This is a genomic window from Phyllobacterium sp. CCNWLW109, assembly GCF_037203905.1.
Classification (GTDB): Bacteria; Pseudomonadota; Alphaproteobacteria; order Rhizobiales; family Rhizobiaceae; genus Phyllobacterium; species Phyllobacterium ifriqiyense.
This window is the reverse complement of record NZ_JBBCBK010000001.1, coordinates 308,097-326,943: the sequence shown is the minus strand read 5'-3', so window position 1 is coordinate 326,943 and position 18,847 is coordinate 308,097. Positions and strand designations below refer to the sequence as shown.

Sequence of the window (18,847 nt, the reverse complement as noted above, 5' to 3'; positions counted from 1 at the left end):
TCAAGTCCTTCTTGCTCGCGCTTGCGCTTCGGCAGAGAGAAAGCCCCGGACCGTGGCTGCGGTCTCGATGGCCATCGCATCATGAAGAGATGAATGAAATCCGTCGTTGATGGCATGCTTTATGCTGGCAACCGAGTTCGCCGGACGTTCTGCGACCATCAAAGCCAGCCGTTCCGCCTCGCCCAGCAAGTCTTTCTCCGGGACAAGTTTCCAGGCAATCCCGACCTCAAGCGCTTTGTCCGCGTTGTGGCGTTCGCCAAACATGATCAGTTCTTTTGCGATCTGGGGACCGACTTGTTTGGTCAAAAGTGCTGTGACACCGCCAGTGACGAAGAAGCCAAAACTTACTTCGGGAAAGAACCACCGGGTGTTATCGGCAAACAGTCTGAAGTCGCAATTGATTGCCCATTCGAGAGCACCGCCCACACACCAGCCGTGTACGGCAGCAATCACGATTTTACTCGATTGCATGATCTGCAAGGTGATGTTTTGAATGGCCTCGACCCAAGCCTGTGTCGCTATCTCAGACTCTGTCTGGACATCAAGATCTTTCAGGTCATCTCCCGAACAGAATGCCCGGCCTTCACCGTGAAGGATGACGACACGGATACTGTCCTCGGCGTCGGCGCTCAAAAGTGCTGCGGCAAGCTCATCAACGAGCTGCCTGTTCATGGCATTGAGCCGTTCCGGCCGGTTCAGCTTGACCCAGGCAATCGGCCCGTCATGCGTGGAAATAACGGCAGCCGCCATGGCGTCCTCCTCATACAATCATTGGTTCGGTGTAAGAGCCCCATACGTCTTGCAGTGCACTGCAAATCTCGCCCAGCGTCGCTCTTGCTTTCACGAGCTCTATCGTTTTCGGCAGCAAGTTGACGTCGTCGCTACGGGCTTGTTCCACCAGCTCTTTCAAAAGATGCTGCACACGGTTCCCGTCCCGGTTCGCACGTACGCTCTTCAAGCGTTCAATTTGCAGCTGCGTGCAGTGTTCGTCATAAGGGTGGATGGCCACCTCGGCCGCGCGGCTTTCCTCATCGACATATCTGTTCACGCCGACCGAGATCTTCTCACCGGTATCGATTTTCCTGAAGGTCGCATATGCCGAGTCGGCCAGCTTCTGTTGGAACCACCCTTCCTCCACCAGCTTGATTGCACCTCCACGCTCGTTGACTTCTTCCAGCACCTTCCAGATTTCATTTTCCATGTCCTTGGTCAGGCGTTCGATAAAGTATGAGCCTCCGAGAGGGTCGATCACCGAAGTCACGTTGATTTCATCGCGGATGATTTGCTGTGTACGGATGGCCAGTTTCATGGCCTCTTCAGTCGGGATAGCGAAAGCCTCGTCCAGACCGTTAGTGTGCATGCTCTGACAGCCAGCCAGCACCGCACCAAGTGCCTGGATGGTTGTTCGCATGAGATTGTTTTGGTGTTCGACCTTTGTCAGACTCATGGCGGCGGTCTGCACGTGCACCCTCAGCCGCATCGACTCCGGTTTTTTGGCGTTGAACCGCTCGGACATGATCTTGGCGTAGACGCGACGAGCCGCCCTGAACTTGCAAATCTGCTCGAAGAAATCTTGCTGGCTGATAAAAAAGAACGACAGTCTGGGTGCAAAGTCATCGATATCCATGCCGGCATCAACGACTTCCTCGCAATATGCGATTGTAAAGGCCATGATGAAAGCGATCTCCTGGAGCGCATTTCCTCCTACGTCCGACAGGTGATATCCGCTGAGGCTGATCGGATTAATTTTTGGGGTCGCCTTTGCACTGTGCATGATCAGATCGCGCATGAGCCGGACAGCGGGCCGCACCGGATAGATCCATTCCTTCTGGGCGACATACTCCTTAAGCGGATCTGCCTGCAGCGTTCCGGTTAGCTTGTGCAGGTCGCAACCGCGCTCTTCGGCAACGGCGACGAACATTGAATAGATTACCCAAGCCGAAGGATTAATGGTCAGGGAAACAGATATTTTTTCAAGATCGATGCCATCAAAGAGGCGGTCAACATCATCCATCGTATCGATCGCCACGCCAACGCGACCCACCTCGCCGTATGCCATTGGATCGTCCGAATCCAAGCCAAGCAAAGTTGGGAGATCGAAATCGGTGGAGAGCCCCGTCTGCCCCGTCTGGATCATATATTTGTAGCGTTGGTTGGTAGCTTCGGGATTGCCAAAGCCGGCAACTTGGCGAATGGTCCACGGTCGCCCGCGATACATCGTAGGATACGCGCCCCGTGTAAAAGGATAGGACCCGGGAAAGCCCAAGTCGCTGGCCGGGATATCTGCGATGTCGGCGGCGGTATAAATTCGCTTTAGCGGAATGCCGCATTCAGTTTCATAGACCGACTTTTCCTCAGGTCTGCTCTTCAGTGCAGCTGCAAGTTCTTTCTCTTCCCACTTGGCTTGCCTTTCCCGGACGTCCTTGATCGCCTGTGCTGAAAACAGATCTATCTCGTTCACGCCTCATCCTCCCAGCCCAGCAGCATGTGAGCAGCCAGGGTCGGGTCCATATCCCTGCTCACCACTGCCTGAATGTGTTTTTCGAGGACTTCGGCTTCCTCATTAAACTTATGCTGAAAAAGATGCTTTGCGGTGCCGAGTATCCGAGTTTTGCAAATGCTGTGCTGACGCTGGGCCAATTCGCCACTTTGCTTCAAATGCACCCAGTGTCTGGCGATGGCATCTTTCAGATCAAGGATACGCTCGCCGGAAACCGAACTGACTGGCAGGACCGGCGGATCCCAGCTTGTCCTGGTCTTTATACTCCCAAGCGCCATCATGCCTTGCAAAGCCGACACCATCGCTGATGCCTCCGGTTTGTCGCATTTGCTTACAACGTGTATGTCCGCGATTTCCAGGATGCCTGCTTTGATCGCCTGTATGTCGTCGCCGAGCCCGGGAGCGGAAAGCACGACGACTGTATGCGCGGCTGTCACGACCTCAACCTCGTCCTGACCTACTCCGACCGTTTCGATGATGATGGGCGAATATCCCGCAGCATCAAGAATATCGACGGCCTGAAGGGTCGAACGAGCCAGGCCACCAAGGTTACCGCGGGTTGCCATACTGCGGACAAAGGCACGACAAGATTCGGCGGCGTCGCTCATGCGGACCCGGTCGCCCAAAATTGCGCCACCAGAAAACGGGCTGCTGGGGTCGACCGCGATGACGCCCACCTTATGTCCCTCTGATGCGAAGGCTTTGATAAGGGAAGAAACAAGGGTCGACTTGCCCGCGCCTGGCACGCCGGTAATGCCCACAATGTGTGCTTTCCCCGTGTTTCTGTAGATTTCTGCCAAGGCTCCTGAGGCCTCGGCGTAGCTGCCCTCGGCGCGGGAAATCATCCGGGCAATGGCCAGGATGTGTCCAGCAAGTATCTCGGGCACAAGCTCAGTCGAGGGCCTGTAGACGCCCCGCTTTGCCTGTTTGGTCGGCAATGCCTTCATATGCGACCACGAGCGGCGATAAGATTCTTGATCGTCGTGACAATCAGGTCCGCCCGCGCCTCCTGCGGAACGATCGCATCAACACCGCCATCCAGCAAAGCGGTATAGTCGTGCTCGGGGATCACGCCGCCGGCAACAACGAAAATATGTTCAGCGTTTTGCTCTCGAAGACAACGCCCCAATTCGCGAAAAAGTGGAACGTGAGAGCCGGATAAAAGACTGACTCCGATTACGTCCACGTCTTCCTGGATCGCCGCGCTGACGACTTCATTTGGGGACTTGTAAAGGCCGGTATACACGACTTCCATGCCAGCATCTCGCAAGATCCGCGCCACCACTTTCGCTCCCCGGTCATGACCATCCAGTCCGAGCTTGGCGACAAGTACCCGGATACTGTCAGGCGAATGGGTTTCAGCATTGGCTATGGAGTCCTGGGTTGTTATGCTCGTCTCAATCATGAGTTCTCTGCGCCCTTCACTGTGCAGCCACGCTGGTAATGCCTGCAGTCGCGGCCAGTCCTGCTTCGATTGAAGCGCACATTATCCGCAGGCCGAGGTCTATCTCCCCCTCGGAAATCGTCAGTGGCGGTGCTATGCGAAACACACCGCCCATGCCCGGCAGCTTGACAATGTTCATGCTCAGACCGCGGCTCAACGCTTCTCTGGCGATAGTGGATCCGAGCTCGTGGTCCGAACTGTTGCCCTGTCCAACTTTGACAATCTCGACGCCGAGCAAGAGGCCGCGTCCGCGCACATCGCCCACGCATTCGTATCGGTGCCGAAGCCGTGATAATCCGTCGAACAGCTTTTCACCCAAATATCTCGCCCGTTCGACTAGGTGCTCTTCTTCCACTACGTCGAGAACCGCGAGACCCACGGCTGCCGGCAAAGGATCGGAAACATGTGTCGTATAAAAAAGGAAACCTCGTTCATGCGCGGCTTCTTCGATTTCCCGTGTTGTCATGACGGCTGACAGGGGAAGGCCCGCACCGATGGTTTTGGACAACGTAAGGATGTCCGGCGTGACATCATCTCTTTGAAACGCGAACATATCGCCCGTACGACCGATACCGGTCTGTGCCTCGTCGAGAATGAGCAACATGCCGCGTTCATGACATTTCTGTTTCAGAGCGGCGAGGTAACCCGGTGGTAGCTCGAGCATGCCGCCGCTTGACAGGATCGGCTCGGCAATAAACGCCGCAAGGCTTCCGGTCGACTGGCTGTCGATCAAGTTAAATGCGTCATCCAGTTCGGTAAGCCAGTCCAAAGAGCCGTCCGCATTCTTGAAGCGTGGACGGAAACTGTTGGGAGCGGGAATGGAAAGAGAGCCAACCGTTGCGGGTCCATATCCTTTGCGGCCAGCACTGTAGGTTGCCGATGCCGCGGCTCCGGTCATGCCATGCCAGCTTTTGGAGAAGGCAACGATCTCATGCTTGCCCGTTACCAGCTTCGCCATTCGAATGGCAGCCTCGTTCGATTCCGCTCCGGTGGAGAGTAGCAAGATCCTGTCCAGGCCTGGCACCAATGCAGCAAGGCGTTCGGCCAGTTCAACCACGGGACGAGACAGCATGCCGCTGAAAAGATGTGCCACTTTCCCAATTTGCCTTTGAACCGCCGAAACAATTCTAGGATGGGAGTGGCCGAGCAGCGCGCTCATCTGCCCCGAAGTGAAATCGAGGATCGGCCGATTGTCCGCGTCATAGAGGAAGGATCCCTCGGCGCGCTCGATAATGACCGGGTCAAATGTTCCACCATAACGGATCAGATGCTTCTCTGCAGAAGCCCAGAACGCACGTTCATCGTTTTTTGACATCGGTCCGCTCCATTCATTCAAAAGAACAATTAGCGGCTGGTGCAACTCCAGTAAAATTGATAATACTGGGATTCAGATATAAGCGGAATTGATATGAGACCACAGCTGGATCTTCGATTGCTTTTAACGTTCGTGCATGCTGCACATTCGGGGTCCCTCAGTGCGACGGCGGCGCAGGTTGGGCGAACCCAGTCGGCGGTGACTATGCAGATGCAACGGTTGGAGGACGTTTTGGGGCAAAGTCTGCTGCATCGAAGCGGCAGCGGGGTTCGGCTTACGGGGAGTGGCGAACGGTTTTTGGCTTATGCCGAGCGCATACTCCAAGTGCATGATGAAGCTGTATCGGCGTTCTCAGACAAGGGACTGCACGGCTCCATAATTTTCGGCTGCCCGGAAGACTATCTGATCGCTTTCTTTTCGACGCTGTTAAAAAGCTTCGGGACCCTATATCCAGCCGTAGAAATCAAGGTCGTTTCCGCGCCGACGGTTGAATTGCAGACGCTTTTGCACGCGCACAAGGTCGATCTTGCCCTCGTTTCCACGCCTGATCTAAGCGCCACAAAAGAGATTGTACGGACCGAACCGCTGGTTTGGGTGGGCAGCAAACCGACCCTTGAGCTTCATGAATTTGGCGACACCGTGCCTCTGGCTCTTCCGGCATCGAATGCCATGGACCATAGAGCTGCGTGCACCGCCATGGCCAATGCCAAATTGCGTTACAAAATATCATATGCGAGCAACAGTCTTGCCGGGCTGATTGCTGTTGCACGATCCGGGCTGGCAATAAGCGTTATGACCCAGGAAGCCGTCCCGAATGATCTTTATATTCTGGATACGCCACTTCCCGGGTTACCGCGTCTCGGTATCGTGATCGCTTTTGCGGAAACCGAGCATACCCTATTGGTAAGAGCGTTCGCCGATCACATCCGACATGTTCTACCTACACTCTAGTCCCGGGGGATATAATTACACTCCAGCGCCACCTTTATATGCCAGCAGAATGTAAGCTGAAAACGCTCCGGCCAAGGTCGGATTTGGCAGTAAGCAAAGACTGTTTCAACCGACTACGCCCTTGATCTCGATGCGATACTTGAAGTGTTTGACGGTCTCGTGCCGAGGTTCTGCGTTTGTTCAATTGCAGCACTTGCCAGAAACACTTCCTTTGAAAATGCCGATAAGAGACAAATTTTGGGCATTTTTGATTTTAGCTTAAATATCTACAATCCATGTCAACGCTTCATTTAACAGAAAAAGGGTGCCAAACAAACGATGACCGCTTCGCGCCCCCTATTCGGCCGCTAAACCAGGCTATTACATCTAACCCAAGGTTGCCGCTCTACGTACGGGATATGGGTTTTCAGTTCGGGGTGGGAAGCGGTCCTGAAGCGCCATCAATCCTCATATGAGAACGTCGGCAAGGGTCTATTCTAGTCAATTCGACCCACCATCCTCAAAACGCAGTGATGAACAGGGCGACGTCGGAGCCTATCGATTAGGCAGGCGGAATTACCTGAGAATGACTTATCGCGAAGACGCGCATCCTACACGAATTTGCGCTTTCGACCGGGGTCGATGCCGACGGTTCTGCGTAACTTCCACGTAATTTTCGGTGGTCATACGTCTCCGCCTTGGTGCGTCTCAGCGGTCGAGGGGCGGCCGTAGCGGCGATGGATCGAAAGGACACACATGAAAAAGATAATCTCAGGCGTACTCGTTTGTTTGACGCTGACAGCGTGCAGCCAGACGGAAAAGGGCGCCGGCATTGGTGCGGCGAGCGGCGCTATCATCGGTGGGTTGGCAAGCGGCACTTGGGAAGGTGCTGCAGTAGGAGCCGCCGCAGGCGGCGCGGGAGGGGCTGTGATAGGCAACATCAGCGAACGTAACGACAGGAACCGCCGCGACCGCTGGGAACAACGGGACCGCCGCGACTACGGCTGCAGATACCGGGATCATTACGGTCGCTGCCGATAAAGATTGCGGCCTGGCTGGCGCACTGGATACCGGACGAACTTCGGTTTCTCCGGTCTCCGGCTCCGCTGCAGTTTCATGATGTCCCGTAACCTGACGGTCAGGACGTCACGACTGTCGAGTTTATCTGAACAAGAGCCGTAGTTTTGCTGTAAAGACTATCGGGAATGATAGTCCGAGACTTGACTGAGTAGGCGACTATGAAGCTTCTGCTTATCGAAGACGATCCGGAAATGACGGATGCCTTGAGGACGGCCCTCTCGCAGCATGGCATCGTGCTTGACGCTGTTGGAGATCTGGCAACGGCGCGGGAAGCAGTCGCTATGGCGGATTACGATATCGTCCTTATCGATCGGCAACTGCCGGATGGTGATGGCAGTACGTTCCTCGCCGATTTGCGTCGCGCGGGTTCGAATACGCGATCGATCATCATCTCCGCTCTGAGGTCGACCGACGAACGCATTTCCGGCCTCAATGACGGCGCCGATGACTATTTGCCGAAGCCGTTCGAAACTCCCGAGCTGATTGCCAGAATGAGCGCTGTGCTGAGGCGCGTGCCGACAACCGGCCCGTCCGTCTTGTCGGCGGGAAATGTTACCTATGATCGTGTTTCATGCGATGTGCATGTCAACGGTGTCCGGGTTGCGCTCACCCGCCGGGAATTGCTCATAATGGAAACGCTTCTAAGAAACCGCGGTCGTACCGTGTTGCGCTCTTCCCTTGAGGGTTACGTCTATTCCTTTGACGATGAGATCCAGTCGAACTCGCTGGAGGCCAATATGTCTCGCCTGCGTCGGAAACTCAGCGATGCTGAGGCTGACATTGTTATCAAGAACATTCGTGGCATAGGCTACTATCTTCATGAGCAGAAATAAGATGACCAGCACATCCCTTCGCTGGCGATTCACTCTTGGTTTTATTGTCCTGCAGCTCTGCGCGGTCATCGCTTCGCTCGGCCTGGTGTTCTATCTCCTTTCCGGCATAAAGCCCGATGTGGCGATTACATCCATCTGGCTGTCTCAGGAAATAGCCGATTCGATTGATCTTGGGCCGGATGGCCGGGCCCGCCTAGAGCCGACAGCCAAACTGACAGAAATGATGAAGGACGCGCCTGACTTGTGGTTCGTGGTAGACTTGGGCAATGGTAGTGTTCTCTCACACGGCGCAACTCCTAAGAGCATTACCAGCAATACACCATTTCTGAAGACATTTAGAAGTGTCGAGCTTCATGGCAATCTCGATGATCCGCTGAGCGTTGCCCGAATGGAGCGTTTCGAAACCCAGGCCGGTGAGGCAACGATTTTTGCTGGCGGTGTTTCGATGTCCCAATACGGTGTGACCGTGCTGTTGGGGAACCTTGCTATCGGCGTGCCGGCGGTGATCCTCGTCGCCATTTCTCTGATTGGCGTCCCGTTTGTCACACGCTGGGCTTTGCGGTCCTTCAGCGATCTGACGAGGCGTCTCGACAGGATCGATCTCGACACACGTGGCGCCTTGGTGGAAGAGCGTGGCTTGCCCAATGAGGTGCTTCGCCTGGTGCGTGACATCAACAGGGTGCTGCGTCGTCTCGATAGTGGCTTCGAGGCGACGGAGCGCTTCTTCGTTAACGCTGCGCATGAACTTCGAACGCCGATCGCTATTCTGCAGGTGAGAATCGATACCCTTTCACCAAGTGTAGACAAGACGCACCTGCAGACGGCTATCAAGCGACTTACAGCGATCGCGAACCAGCTTCTCGACACCGAGAAGTACCGGCAGAAGCCTCAGCAGAATGCACCTGTCGATCTCAACAGCGTGGTGTCGAAGGTGGTCGCCGACCTTGCTCCCTTGGCCATCGCCGAAGGCTACGAGATTTCGTTCGACAGCGAGGCGGAAGACCTGTTCGTTCGTGGTGATGCTGAAGCTTTGGAGCGCGCATTCATCAATCTGGTGCGCAATGCGATCCAGTACGGACGAGGAATGGGACTGATATCGGTCGGCATTGAGGCTGACGGCAGCGTGACGGTAGCCGATCAGGGCTGCGGAATTGCCGGCGATAAGCAATCGCGCATATTCGAACCGTTCTACCGGGTTAGCCCTCACGGCTCAGGTGCAGGCCTGGGGCTCAGCATGGTCAACGAGATCGTGACCCGTCACGGCGGCTACGTTGAGCTTTCGTCCGCTCCAGGCAAGGGCAGCACATTTGCCGTGCGTTAGCGCGAGAGGCGCGTTTTCCAGCAGCCGTAGGGAGCCCGTCCGTTGCGCCGGCTGGTCAAGAAGGCGTTTTCATTCGTCGATATTGGCTGAACATTGCCGTGATCGCCCTTAATACCTCGCGAGCAATCTCTGGCACGCTATCCACATTGCAAGGACTCTTTGTCGATCGGTGACTTTCCAGTGCGCGCCAAACAGACCAGGTGCGACAACCGACGAGTAATTAATGTCAGATAGCTGACCAACTGCCAGCCCTGACGACCGCTGCCCGTAATTTTGGGGTAATTTTCGTGACGGAGAAAGCCTGCAATTTCCAATAGTGTGGGCAAAGACTGAATGACACGACACATTACCCGCAAGCGTCTGATCCTGGCGGCAGCGACCCTCTTTGGTCTGCTGGTCGTCTGGCACCTGTTTATGCGTCCGCCGGCGAAGCCTGAACTGGTGACAGCGCAGGCGCAAACCGGCGACATTGAGGAGGTCGTGCTGGCGACCGGGGTTCTCGAACCGCTGGAGCTGGTACGCGTCGGCGCCCAGGCTTCGGGTCGCATTGAGCATCTGGCTGTCAAGATCGGTGACATCGTCGAGGCTGGCCAATTGGTGGCCGAGATCGATTCCCAGACCCGGCGCAACACCTTGCGGGACCGGGAGGCCGCCTTGGCCAATATCCGCGCCGTCCACGCCGTGCGAATGGCCGGTCTGGTCAGAGCCGAGAAGGATTTCGAGCGCCAGCGTGAACTGCTGGCAGGCGGTTCGACGCCGCGTGCCCAGCATGACGCGGCTGTCGCAACGCTAGACAGTGCGCGGGGGGAGGTCCAGGCGCTGGAAGCTCAGGTCGCCCAAGCGCAGGTCGCGCTCGAGTCTGCGGGTATAGAGCTGGACTATACCCGCATCACCGCGCCAATCGCCGGTACTGTGGTTGCGATCGTCACTGACGAAGGTCAAACTGTGAATGCCCTGCAGACCGCGCCGACCATCGTCATGATCGCGCGATTGGACACAATGACGGTGCGCGCGGATATCTCCGAGGCTGACGTCGTGCGTGTACGGCGGGGCCTGCCGGTCTGGTTCAGCATTCTTGGCGATCCGAAGCGTCGTTTCGATGGGGAGTTGCGACAGGTGGAACCGGCCCCAGCCTCCATCGCCAACGAGAGCAACGCCGCGGCGAGCCGGATTGGCTCAACCAACGGCGCGGTCTATTACACCGGGCTGATCGACGTGGCGAATGCAGACGGGGTCCTACGACCCTCCATGACGGCGCAGGTGTCCATAGTTCTCAGCCGCGTCAGCGGTGCCGTGCTGGTTCCGCTCAGCGCAGTGGAAGGGGCGCCCCGGGCCGGCGATACGGCGCGTGTGCGCATACTGGACGCGATAGGCGAGGTCCAGATCCGGCAGGTCCAGGTCGGCATCGATAACGGCGCGGACATCCAGATCCTTAACGGTCTCCAGGCAGGCGAGACCATCGTCCTGGGAGCATCCACGGACGAACGCACAGATGGCCAGGCTCAACTGGCCGCGGCGAAGCGGTAGGGCGCGCCATGACGGAGCCACTGATCCGCGTACGTGGGGTATCCCGCGCTTTCCCCGCAGGCGACGAGATGGTGCGGGTACTGAAAGACGTCGACCTCGACATCGAGGCCGGCGAGATGATGGCCATCATCGGCGCCTCGGGCTCTGGAAAATCGACCCTGATGAATATTCTCGGTTGCCTAGATCGTCCGACGACCGGCAGCTACTGGATCGAAGGGCACGAGACGTCGAAGATGGCCGTGGACGAACTGGCTGCGCTACGCCGTGAGCGGTTTGGTTTCATCTTCCAGCGCTATCATCTGCTTGGCGATCTCAGCGCGGCCAGTAACGTCGAGGTGCCAGCCATCTATGCCGGACGCAGCCGATCCGACCGGCACAAGCGAGCGATCTCCTTGTTGACCCGGCTGGGCCTGGCCGAGCGGACAGGCAATATCCCGGGCAAGCTTTCGGGCGGCCAGCAGCAGCGGGTGTCGATCGCCCGCGCCCTGATGAATGGCGGCGAGATAATTCTGGCCGACGAACCGACCGGAGCGCTGGATACGCACAGTGGCGCCGAAGTCATGAAGATCCTGCGCGAGCTTCACGCCGAGGGGCACACCATCATCCTCGTCACTCACGACAAGAAGATCGCCGAACACGCGGATCGGGTTGTAGAGATCAGCGACGGCGTTATCATTTCCGACGAACGCAATATATCCAAATCCGCCGCGACGGCCCGTCCCATCCGCGAACACGCGTCGGGCGCTGGCTGGCGCGGCGCAATTGACCGGATGACTGAGGCCTTTCGTATGGCGGGCGCGGCAATCTGGGCACACAAGATGCGATCGCTTCTGACCATGCTCGGCATCATCATCGGTATCGCCTCGGTGGCGGCGATCTCGGCACTGGGAGCCGGCTCGCAGCACCAAATCCTGAGCAGTATCAGTTCGCTCGGCACCAACACCATCGAGGTGCGGGCCGGGAGAGGTTTTGGCGATCTGGAAGCGGGCAAGATACGGACCCTGCTTCCCGCCGATGCCGAAGCGCTCGCGAACCAGCCCTATGTCGACAGCGTGACACCAACGGTCACGACGAGCGTAACCATCAAGCGCGCCGCCGTGGCCGTCAATGCGTCAGTAACCGGTGTCGGCGCGGACTTCTTTCGCGTACGGGGCCTTGAGCTGGCGCATGGACGACTGTTCGACGCCCAGGACGTTACCGCCTACAGCCAGAATGTGGTGATCGATGCAAACGCTGCGCGAGACCTGTTTCCAGACGGGGTTAACCCGGTGGGGCAGGTCATCCTTCTGGCCACAATGCCGGCGAGGGTTGTAGGTGTGACGAAACGGGAAAACTCCTTCGGCCCGGCGGTTGATACGTTGACCGTTTATGCGCCTTACACAACCGTCATGGGCCGCATGCTGGGTCGCCCGAACGTTGATGGCATCACCGTTCGCATTAGCGACGATGTCGACCCGGGCAATGTCGAGGCTGCGATTTCCCGCCTTATCGAGCGTCGGCACGGCGCGAAGGACTTCTTCCTCACCAATTCGGCGACCATCCGCGAGACCATCGAGACGACTACACAAACCCTGACGCTGCTGATTTCGTCAGTCGCCGTGATCTCGCTGATTGTCGGCGGCATCGGCGTGATGAATATCATGCTGGTGTCCGTGACCGAACGCACCAAGGAGATCGGGGTGCGTGTGGCCGTCGGCGCGCGCCGCAGTGACGTCCTCTCCCAGTTCCTGATCGAGGCCGTCATGGTCTGCCTTGTTGGCGGCTTCATGGGCGTCATGCTCGCCCTTGGGATCGGCGCCGTCTTCGATTTGCTGAGCCCCGACTTCAAAATGATCTTCTCCTCCGGATCCATCATAATGGCCTTCACCTGTTCGACCCTGATCGGCGTCGTCTTCGGCTTCCTTCCGGCGCGCACAGCGGCGAAGCTAGACCCGATCGAAGCCTTGGCACGCGACTGACGACCCGTCTGCTCGGTAGCGATGCAACGATATCCGTGTCCAACGTAGACAGGTCTAATCCTTGAGGGGATGCGCTGACAGCCAAGGTCCTCTTCATCTAGGGCATGACAGTCACAAAGCCTCCTGCATACGCTTGTTGCGGCGGGGAAGATCAACTCCATTATCGCGAATAACACTCGCGCTCGAACAGGCAGACCTGGAGTATGACTTGATCGCAAAGGGCGGACTGCACGGCAAGATCGTACTTGTGCCCCGACCAAGCCTAGCACGGCAATCCGTCGTTGAGCGCTTTTCTCAAGGGCGCTGCATTCGCGATCCTTATGAGCCGCCTTATCTTCAGACAAGCTGACTTAATTGGCGCAACCATGTTTGTCATGTCAGCTCTAAGGCATCCCGCTACGGAGGTAACGACGGCAATGAGGTCGAAAGATGCTTGGCAATCCTGTCCCCGTTGCGTCCCGCTTGTTATTATTGAAGCTGGCGTAGTGTCACGAGACTGATGATGCCGACAAGGCTTGATCTAGCGACCTGCGCCCATTGCCAGCAAGCCAGGACGCGAAAGTCAGCAGGTCGGGGTTGATTTCGCGCATGAGTTTCAGATCGACCTGCTCGGCGAGCGGCCCGTCTTCCAGGCTCTTTGCCATATGCGCGAGATCAGCTTTTGCAGCGAGTACGTCGTCGGGAAACCGTTCATAGGTTATCGGGCGACCAGCTGCTTCGCTAAGTGCGACCTCAAGCTCGCGCCCGGTCAGACGGTCGCTCGCGATCTTAAGCGTTCTGCCACCAAACCGGGGTTTGTCGGCAAACACGGCGGCAATGAACCGGCCGATGTCTTCCACGGCGGTAAGCTGAATAGAGTGATCCAGCCTGATGAGGGAAACCAAACGGCCTTTATCCAGACCGAAACCGGGGCACACAAGCATCTCCATGAAAATCATCGGCCGGATGATGGTGGTAGTCATGTCGAGTTGTCGAACATGAGCTTCGATACGAGGTTTGGCGTCGAAACGCGGAACGCCTGTCAGTTCATTCCCCACGCTAGCACCCGACGAATAAACAAAATGACTGATGCCGATTTCAGCAGCGATATCCGCAATCGATATACCATAACGAACTTCGTCCTCGGCGGCCAAGTTTGCTGGCAGCACGCTAAAGACGCCATAGGCGTCTTTCATCGCTGAGCGGATAACTTCGGCCTCTTCAAATGAACCCTGCACTAATTCGACCCCTGCATTCCGCAATTGCAGAGATGCAGCTTTGCTGGAATCCTGAACGAGCGCGCGAACGGGCCATCCCGCCTTCAACAAGGCTTTGGCGACAGATCCTCCCTGTCTCCCGGTAACGCCGAAAACCAGAATGGGGTGATTGCTATTGGTCACTTGAAACCCTCGCGTTAAACAAGAACAGTCTATATATACGAATGTAGATTTGCCGGAAGACGGCACATTTTTCAGCGTCAGGCACAAGGATGATACCCTTGGATGAACAGATCGATGCCGGCCCATCGCGCGGATCAGAAAACGGCAGAGACTTCAGACCCATCCCGTCAAACGGGGTCTGCAGCCTGCTGAGTGACAAATGGACTGTGCCGGTTCTTTGGCGTCTTTCTCTCGCGGAAGATCATCGGCTCCGCTTTTCGACATTGAGAAAAGAGGTCGGTGAGATCACCCAGCGCATGTTGACGCTCACGCTGCGTAATCTCGAGCGCGAAGGATTTATTGTGCGTCACTATTTCCCCGAAGTGCCGCCGCGTGTCGAGTACGAGCTGACAGAGATCGGCCACGGAGCTTTGCGCGCCCTTGAGGGATTTAACTTCTGGGTCCACGACAATCTGGACACCATCAGAGCGCGCCGGCGCGCTTACGACCAAGCGGAGTTATAAATCCAAGTGACCGAAATTGGCTGAAAAGGTCAGATGTCGGTCCAGCTTTGCAATGCTCGGCTACGCCCGCTTTCAGCATCATCGATAGTTGCCCTGGACAGCCGCTTTGAGGTCGGATGCGGTCAGTCAGCAAAGCGCCGCAATCCGGTCATTGCAAAGCTGGATGACGGTTTTGGTGGGATAGTCTTCGGAGAGGAAGGCCAACGATGGGAAGTCATGATGATCGATGGTTTTCTGGCGCATTCAGAGATCGTTGACCACCTGAAAATTCGGCTGAGACATTACCTTTCAGACAACAGTTGATTCAGCCATTTCCACTCAATCATCTCAAGCTTCGGAGATTGCGCAGGCAATTTGCCCGGTCGTCGTGATCTGGTACCACAGCTTTCAGCGTGAAACAGCGGCCCACGTTGTTCACCAAGACATCGAGAATAAAGAAAGATTTTGCGCAATCTGGCTTGAAACCCTCAAACAGCATTCCTACATCGCAATCAGTCGACGCGGTCCTCCTCCCAATTTTCCGCGTTGGCTGTTCCCCCTCTGGAGGTTTTTAACCTTCACAACTAAAGCCGGGCTTTTCAGTCCGGCTCTTTTTATCTTAACTTTGCATAAGGGTGGCCAGCAAGCGCAGTTCGATAAGCTCCGCCAGAGAGCTTAGATCGGAGGGACGTCTCCTTAATATGGGGATCGGCGTCTTTGTTTTGGCGGATCGCTCCCGCCCTCTCCCACCACATGGCGTCCAATCAATAAACGATCAGAGTAGTGCACGTTGACGTGGGCTCCGCTTCTCGTCTGGAATTCAAATTATCCACGTGCCTAAATCAACATACGGCGGTCGGAAACAATGGCTGTTTGCGACATTAACATCAGATCTCCCAGCCAGATGAATAGCGTCGTTGCTTGAGAGCTTCCGATAGTTCGATTTTGACTTCCACGGTCTTCTTCAGTCGGTTCCTCAGCTGCTCAGAAAGCTCCCTCTCACCGACCCAATCCCGGTCGGTCGAATATACGACATAAGGGTTCACGATACACTTGAAGTCGAGCATCAACGCTTGAGCCAGGCTACTGTATGCCATGTAGCCATGAGGAAGGCCTCCCGAACAGAGAAAGGTAACGATCTGGTCAAACCACGCTGACCGTCGTCCGTTCTCGCCTGTTGAACCCGTTGCTTCAATGATGTTTTTGACCACACCGCCCAGCGACCAGTTGTAAACCGGCGCTGCTATGAAAACCCCATTGGCGCTCTTGATGGCGTTATAAAGAAGCTCGAAATTTTCATCCTGATATACGTTCAGGTCATCGAAAGACCGAAGCGGATTCTTTCTGGCGTCAATAATAGTCGATTGGTGTCCGCGATCACGGAGCAACTGGTCAGCGTGCACCGCGAGCAAATGGGTATGGTTATTTTCTCTCAGACTGCAAGAAAGGATGGTGAACTTCACACACGGGCTCCTGACACTATTCTCGCGCGACAGCTTCGAGCAACAAGACCGCCGTATCCGTCGGTGCCGTGGGCGAAGTGAACATTATCACATCAAGAGGTCAACTTATTATTGGTGATGAGGTTCCGATGACCCGAGACTTGGCGGCGTTTATGGCAATAAGCGTCGACCAACCTGATAGTGTCGCTCTAATTCAGTTTTTGCATGAAATGGGGTATCGACCTTGTACACTTTGAGGCCTGGCATAAAGAACGACCCCGTGCGACGCTGGGCTCTGCCTGACCGCATCTTCTTTGGAAATGGCGCATGTGCCATTCTCGCTGGGGTTTTCTTGAGGGAGGCAACCCTTCCCGGATTTTATGCCGAGAGGATCATTCCCGGCGAAGGGTTTGCAGGAAACCATATCTTCGTGACCGACGGCGTGATTGCGTTCGATCACCATGGCTATTCGCTGCGCAACCGGCTGCTGATTTACCATACAAATGGATGGGCAAACCGATCACCGGAAGGATGGAATTGCCGTCTTGAACGTGTCAGTTTCAATCTACTCGATAGACGCGACCTCAACGATCACAAGATGCTCGGACCGGACCAGTATCTTCACGACCCGATAGCCCGTGCCAACACATACCTGAATCGTATTGCTCACGTTAAGGCGAGCCAGCGGGTTCGTGAAAAATACACGCCAACAAGTTAAGCTCGTCCGAATGTTTGACATGAATATGTCGGATAAGTAGAGATATCCGTATGAGCATCGAAAGCGCACATATCTCCCTTTTCAACAACGCCTGTTCCCGGGCAGTCGTTGTGCGCGCTTTTGCGGGACGAGGTCTCCACGTCCAGTTGTGACGTTCGGATGCGCCAGCGCGTCCGGCAACCGCTGGACGTAAAGCCCTCAAACTCAAGGTTGCCAAGGAGACAGGCACCGTGCTCAATCTTTATAATGTAAATTCGCTCGTCCACTGGGAGGAGCGGGAAATTTCCATGCGCGACCATATGGTCCGCTTCTTCTCAGACGAAGTCCGTCATTTTCTCAAGTCCATTAATTCGGCGTGGGATTTTCGCAGGATCGAAGCTCCCGCACTGATGCCCCGTTCACTTGTATCGGAGGCTTATGTGAATACGGACATATGGGTGCAGGAGAAACTATCGTCGACGGAAACCGAACTCGTCCTCAGGCCGGAGACTACCCCGTCCACGTATGTCTACATGCAGCACCTTCTTGGGAATCACTCCAGAACACGGCTGCCACTGTGCTCAGAAGAGGTCAGCAAGCAGGTGCGTCTCGCCCAGGCCGCCAAGGCCCAGCGCGATACATCCGTTTCCGATCTATGCAAGGAACTCGACATCGAGCGCGTCACCCTCTATCGCTATGTCGGCCCCAAGGGGCGAGCTCAGGGATCATGGAAAACGCCTTTTAGGCCTACAGCTACGGCAATCGAGGCAAGTGAATGACGAAAATTCTTAGATTCACCTCTGTATCCAAACTCACCATTGTTGCCCTTGCCATCTCACTTCTTACGCTGGATGCCAACGCTCAATCATCTCGACAGCACTTCACCGTGCCGACGCCGGGAGGCGGGATTTTGGTCGAGAGCTTTGGAAGTTGCTCGAACACAACCTGCCCGACGGTTCTGATCTTGAGCGGCAGCAAGGGCTTTGGAGCGCCCGTCTATGATGAGATCGGTCAGACATTTCGGGCGGCTGGTTTGAATGCTTATCTCGTTCACGTCCTCTCGGTGGCCGACCTCGACGCTATCGGCGCGGCGAGCGGCGCGACGGCGCGCATCGCCTACTATAGGCAGCGGTTGCCGGATTGGACTTCCGACGTTCGAGCTGTGGCCGCCTATATCGAAGGGCAACCGCGTCACGGCGGAAGAGTCGGGGTCCTCGGAATTTCTCTTGGTGCGCAGATCGCTTCCGCGGCTTCGGTCGGGAGGTCAGACATTGACGCCCTGGTGCTGGTCGATGGTGGTTTCCCGAACGGCTATTCGCAGCCTGTCCGCTCGTTGCCACCCCTGCTGTTGATCTGGGGCAGCGCCGATCGAACTTTTCCCTCATCGATCGGTCGGGAGCTACGACAGACGGCCCGGCAGCTTGGTGGGACTGCTACCCTGGACATTTATGAGGGGGGTGCACACGACTTCTTCTTGAAATCGGGGACGCGGAACTCTGGGGCAGCGCACCAGAGTGCCGCTGAGTTTCTGGCAACACATTTGTCTCGGTAGTCCTACAAGCCCAAGCCTTAGCGTAGGATTCCGCCCCCTCCCGCAAACGACCCCTTGAATCAGCGCGGCCCAACAGGGAAACAGCGTCAGCCATATTCCGACAGGGCGATCCAGACTTGCCAGTCGGGTATATGGCCGCCATGCGGTCGGCAGCCGCCGATCAACCCAATCGCCCGGGTAAATGTCACTCAAGTCTGGATGGCTTGAACTCTTCATAGGATGATCCACCTTCCTGTCATAAGTACGCGAGTTAACAAAACCGATGTGTTGTAGTTGCTATTGTTGGGAAGGACAGAATAAGAGCCATCCGTCGGATTTGGTAAAGTGGACAAAGATACGTTCGTGAACGATTTTCTAACGCCGGACCGCCTATAAACAAAGGCTAAG

The 18,847-nt window shown here is 56.1% G+C and carries 17 protein-coding genes and 2 pseudogenes; 11 read left to right on the top strand and 8 right to left on the bottom strand.

What is annotated here, in order from left to right:
- Genes V9K92_RS01570 through V9K92_RS01550 form a run of 5 tightly spaced genes read right to left on the bottom strand, consistent with a single transcriptional unit; the run spans window position 1 to window position 5,259 of the window.
- Complete coding sequence (locus V9K92_RS01570) at window positions 1-750, bottom strand: enoyl-CoA hydratase/isomerase family protein (RefSeq protein WP_337353017.1); 750 nt, start codon at window positions 748-750, stop codon at window positions 1-3.
- A gap of 10 nt (window positions 751-760) precedes the next feature.
- On the bottom strand, window positions 761-2,452 hold the full coding sequence (locus tag V9K92_RS01565) for a methylmalonyl-CoA mutase family protein (protein ID WP_443094434.1): 1,692 nt from the start codon (window positions 2,450-2,452) through the stop codon (window positions 761-763).
- Window positions 2,453-2,457: 5 nt separating this feature from the next.
- Complete coding sequence (meaB, locus tag V9K92_RS01560) at window positions 2,458-3,447, bottom strand: methylmalonyl Co-A mutase-associated GTPase MeaB (protein WP_337353015.1); 990 nt, start codon at window positions 3,445-3,447, stop codon at window positions 2,458-2,460.
- Window positions 3,444-3,905 (bottom strand): cobalamin B12-binding domain-containing protein, encoded by a 462-nt coding sequence (locus V9K92_RS01555; RefSeq protein WP_337353014.1) that lies wholly within the window; start codon window positions 3,903-3,905, stop codon window positions 3,444-3,446. Before V9K92_RS01555 ends, meaB begins: the two co-directional genes overlap by 4 nt.
- A 16-nt stretch (window positions 3,906-3,921) precedes the next feature.
- Entirely contained in the window at window positions 3,922-5,259 is a 1,338-nt protein-coding gene (locus V9K92_RS01550; protein ID WP_337353013.1) for an aspartate aminotransferase family protein, read from the bottom strand.
- A gap of 93 nt (window positions 5,260-5,352) precedes the next feature.
- Between V9K92_RS01550 and V9K92_RS01545 the strand changes: the two genes are divergently transcribed.
- The 6 genes from V9K92_RS01545 to V9K92_RS01520 all read left to right on the top strand — a co-directional run bounded on the left by V9K92_RS01545 (window position 5,353) and on the right by V9K92_RS01520 (window position 12,908).
- Window positions 5,353-6,210 carry a LysR family transcriptional regulator gene (locus V9K92_RS01545; protein WP_337353012.1) on the top strand — a complete coding sequence of 286 codons (858 nt, stop codon included), beginning with the start codon at window positions 5,353-5,355 and terminating at the stop codon, window positions 6,208-6,210.
- Between the two features lie 735 nt (window positions 6,211-6,945).
- On the top strand, window positions 6,946-7,230 hold the full coding sequence (locus V9K92_RS01540; protein ID WP_337353011.1) for a YMGG-like glycine zipper-containing protein: 285 nt from the start codon (window positions 6,946-6,948) through the stop codon (window positions 7,228-7,230).
- 197 nt (window positions 7,231-7,427) lie between these two features.
- Window positions 7,428-8,102, top strand: coding sequence for a response regulator transcription factor (locus V9K92_RS01535; protein ID WP_337353010.1), 675 nt, complete (start codon window positions 7,428-7,430; stop codon window positions 8,100-8,102).
- A gap of 1 nt (window position 8,103) precedes the next feature.
- Complete coding sequence (locus tag V9K92_RS01530) at window positions 8,104-9,423, top strand: sensor histidine kinase (protein WP_337353009.1); 1,320 nt, start codon at window positions 8,104-8,106, stop codon at window positions 9,421-9,423.
- Between the two features lie 333 nt (window positions 9,424-9,756).
- Complete coding sequence (locus V9K92_RS01525; protein WP_337353008.1) at window positions 9,757-10,950, top strand: efflux RND transporter periplasmic adaptor subunit; 1,194 nt, start codon at window positions 9,757-9,759, stop codon at window positions 10,948-10,950.
- A gap of 8 nt (window positions 10,951-10,958) precedes the next feature.
- Window positions 10,959-12,908, top strand: coding sequence for a MacB family efflux pump subunit (locus tag V9K92_RS01520; protein ID WP_337353007.1), 1,950 nt, complete (start codon window positions 10,959-10,961; stop codon window positions 12,906-12,908).
- Between the two features lie 488 nt (window positions 12,909-13,396).
- Here V9K92_RS01520 and V9K92_RS01515 read toward each other — a convergent pair whose 3' ends face one another.
- Window positions 13,397-14,287, bottom strand: a complete 891-nt coding sequence (locus V9K92_RS01515; RefSeq protein ID WP_337353006.1) for an NmrA/HSCARG family protein — start codon at window positions 14,285-14,287, stop codon at window positions 13,397-13,399.
- Window positions 14,288-14,376: 89 nt separating this feature from the next.
- Between V9K92_RS01515 and V9K92_RS01510 the strand changes: the two genes are divergently transcribed.
- Entirely contained in the window at window positions 14,377-14,790 is a 414-nt protein-coding gene (locus V9K92_RS01510) for a winged helix-turn-helix transcriptional regulator (RefSeq protein WP_337353005.1), read from the top strand.
- A 33-nt stretch (window positions 14,791-14,823) separates the two neighbouring features.
- Complete coding sequence (locus tag V9K92_RS01505; protein WP_337353004.1) at window positions 14,824-15,093, top strand: hypothetical protein; 270 nt, start codon at window positions 14,824-14,826, stop codon at window positions 15,091-15,093.
- A gap of 563 nt (window positions 15,094-15,656) precedes the next feature.
- Here the strand turns inward: V9K92_RS01505 and V9K92_RS01500 are convergent.
- Window positions 15,657-16,232: an NADPH-dependent FMN reductase gene (locus tag V9K92_RS01500; RefSeq protein ID WP_337353003.1), complete on the bottom strand. Its 576-nt coding sequence runs from the start codon at window positions 16,230-16,232 to the stop codon at window positions 15,657-15,659.
- A 259-nt stretch (window positions 16,233-16,491) separates the two neighbouring features.
- Between V9K92_RS01500 and V9K92_RS01495 the strand changes: the two genes are divergently transcribed.
- From V9K92_RS01495 to V9K92_RS01480, 3 genes and pseudogenes are all read left to right on the top strand, one after another.
- Window positions 16,492-16,929: a hypothetical protein gene (locus V9K92_RS01495; protein ID WP_337353002.1), complete on the top strand. Its 438-nt coding sequence runs from the start codon at window positions 16,492-16,494 to the stop codon at window positions 16,927-16,929.
- 230 nt (window positions 16,930-17,159) lie between these two features.
- Window positions 17,160-17,525 (top strand): annotated as a pseudogene (locus V9K92_RS01490) (aminoacyl--tRNA ligase-related protein); the annotation flags it as partial.
- Window positions 17,526-17,683: 158 nt separating this feature from the next.
- Complete coding sequence (locus V9K92_RS01480) at window positions 17,684-18,460, top strand: dienelactone hydrolase family protein (protein ID WP_337353001.1); 777 nt, start codon at window positions 17,684-17,686, stop codon at window positions 18,458-18,460.
- 54 nt (window positions 18,461-18,514) lie between these two features.
- Here the strand turns inward: V9K92_RS01480 and V9K92_RS01475 are convergent.
- Window positions 18,515-18,676 (bottom strand): annotated as a pseudogene (locus V9K92_RS01475) (4-hydroxybenzoate octaprenyltransferase); the annotation flags it as partial.
- Window positions 18,677-18,847 lie beyond the last annotated feature (171 nt).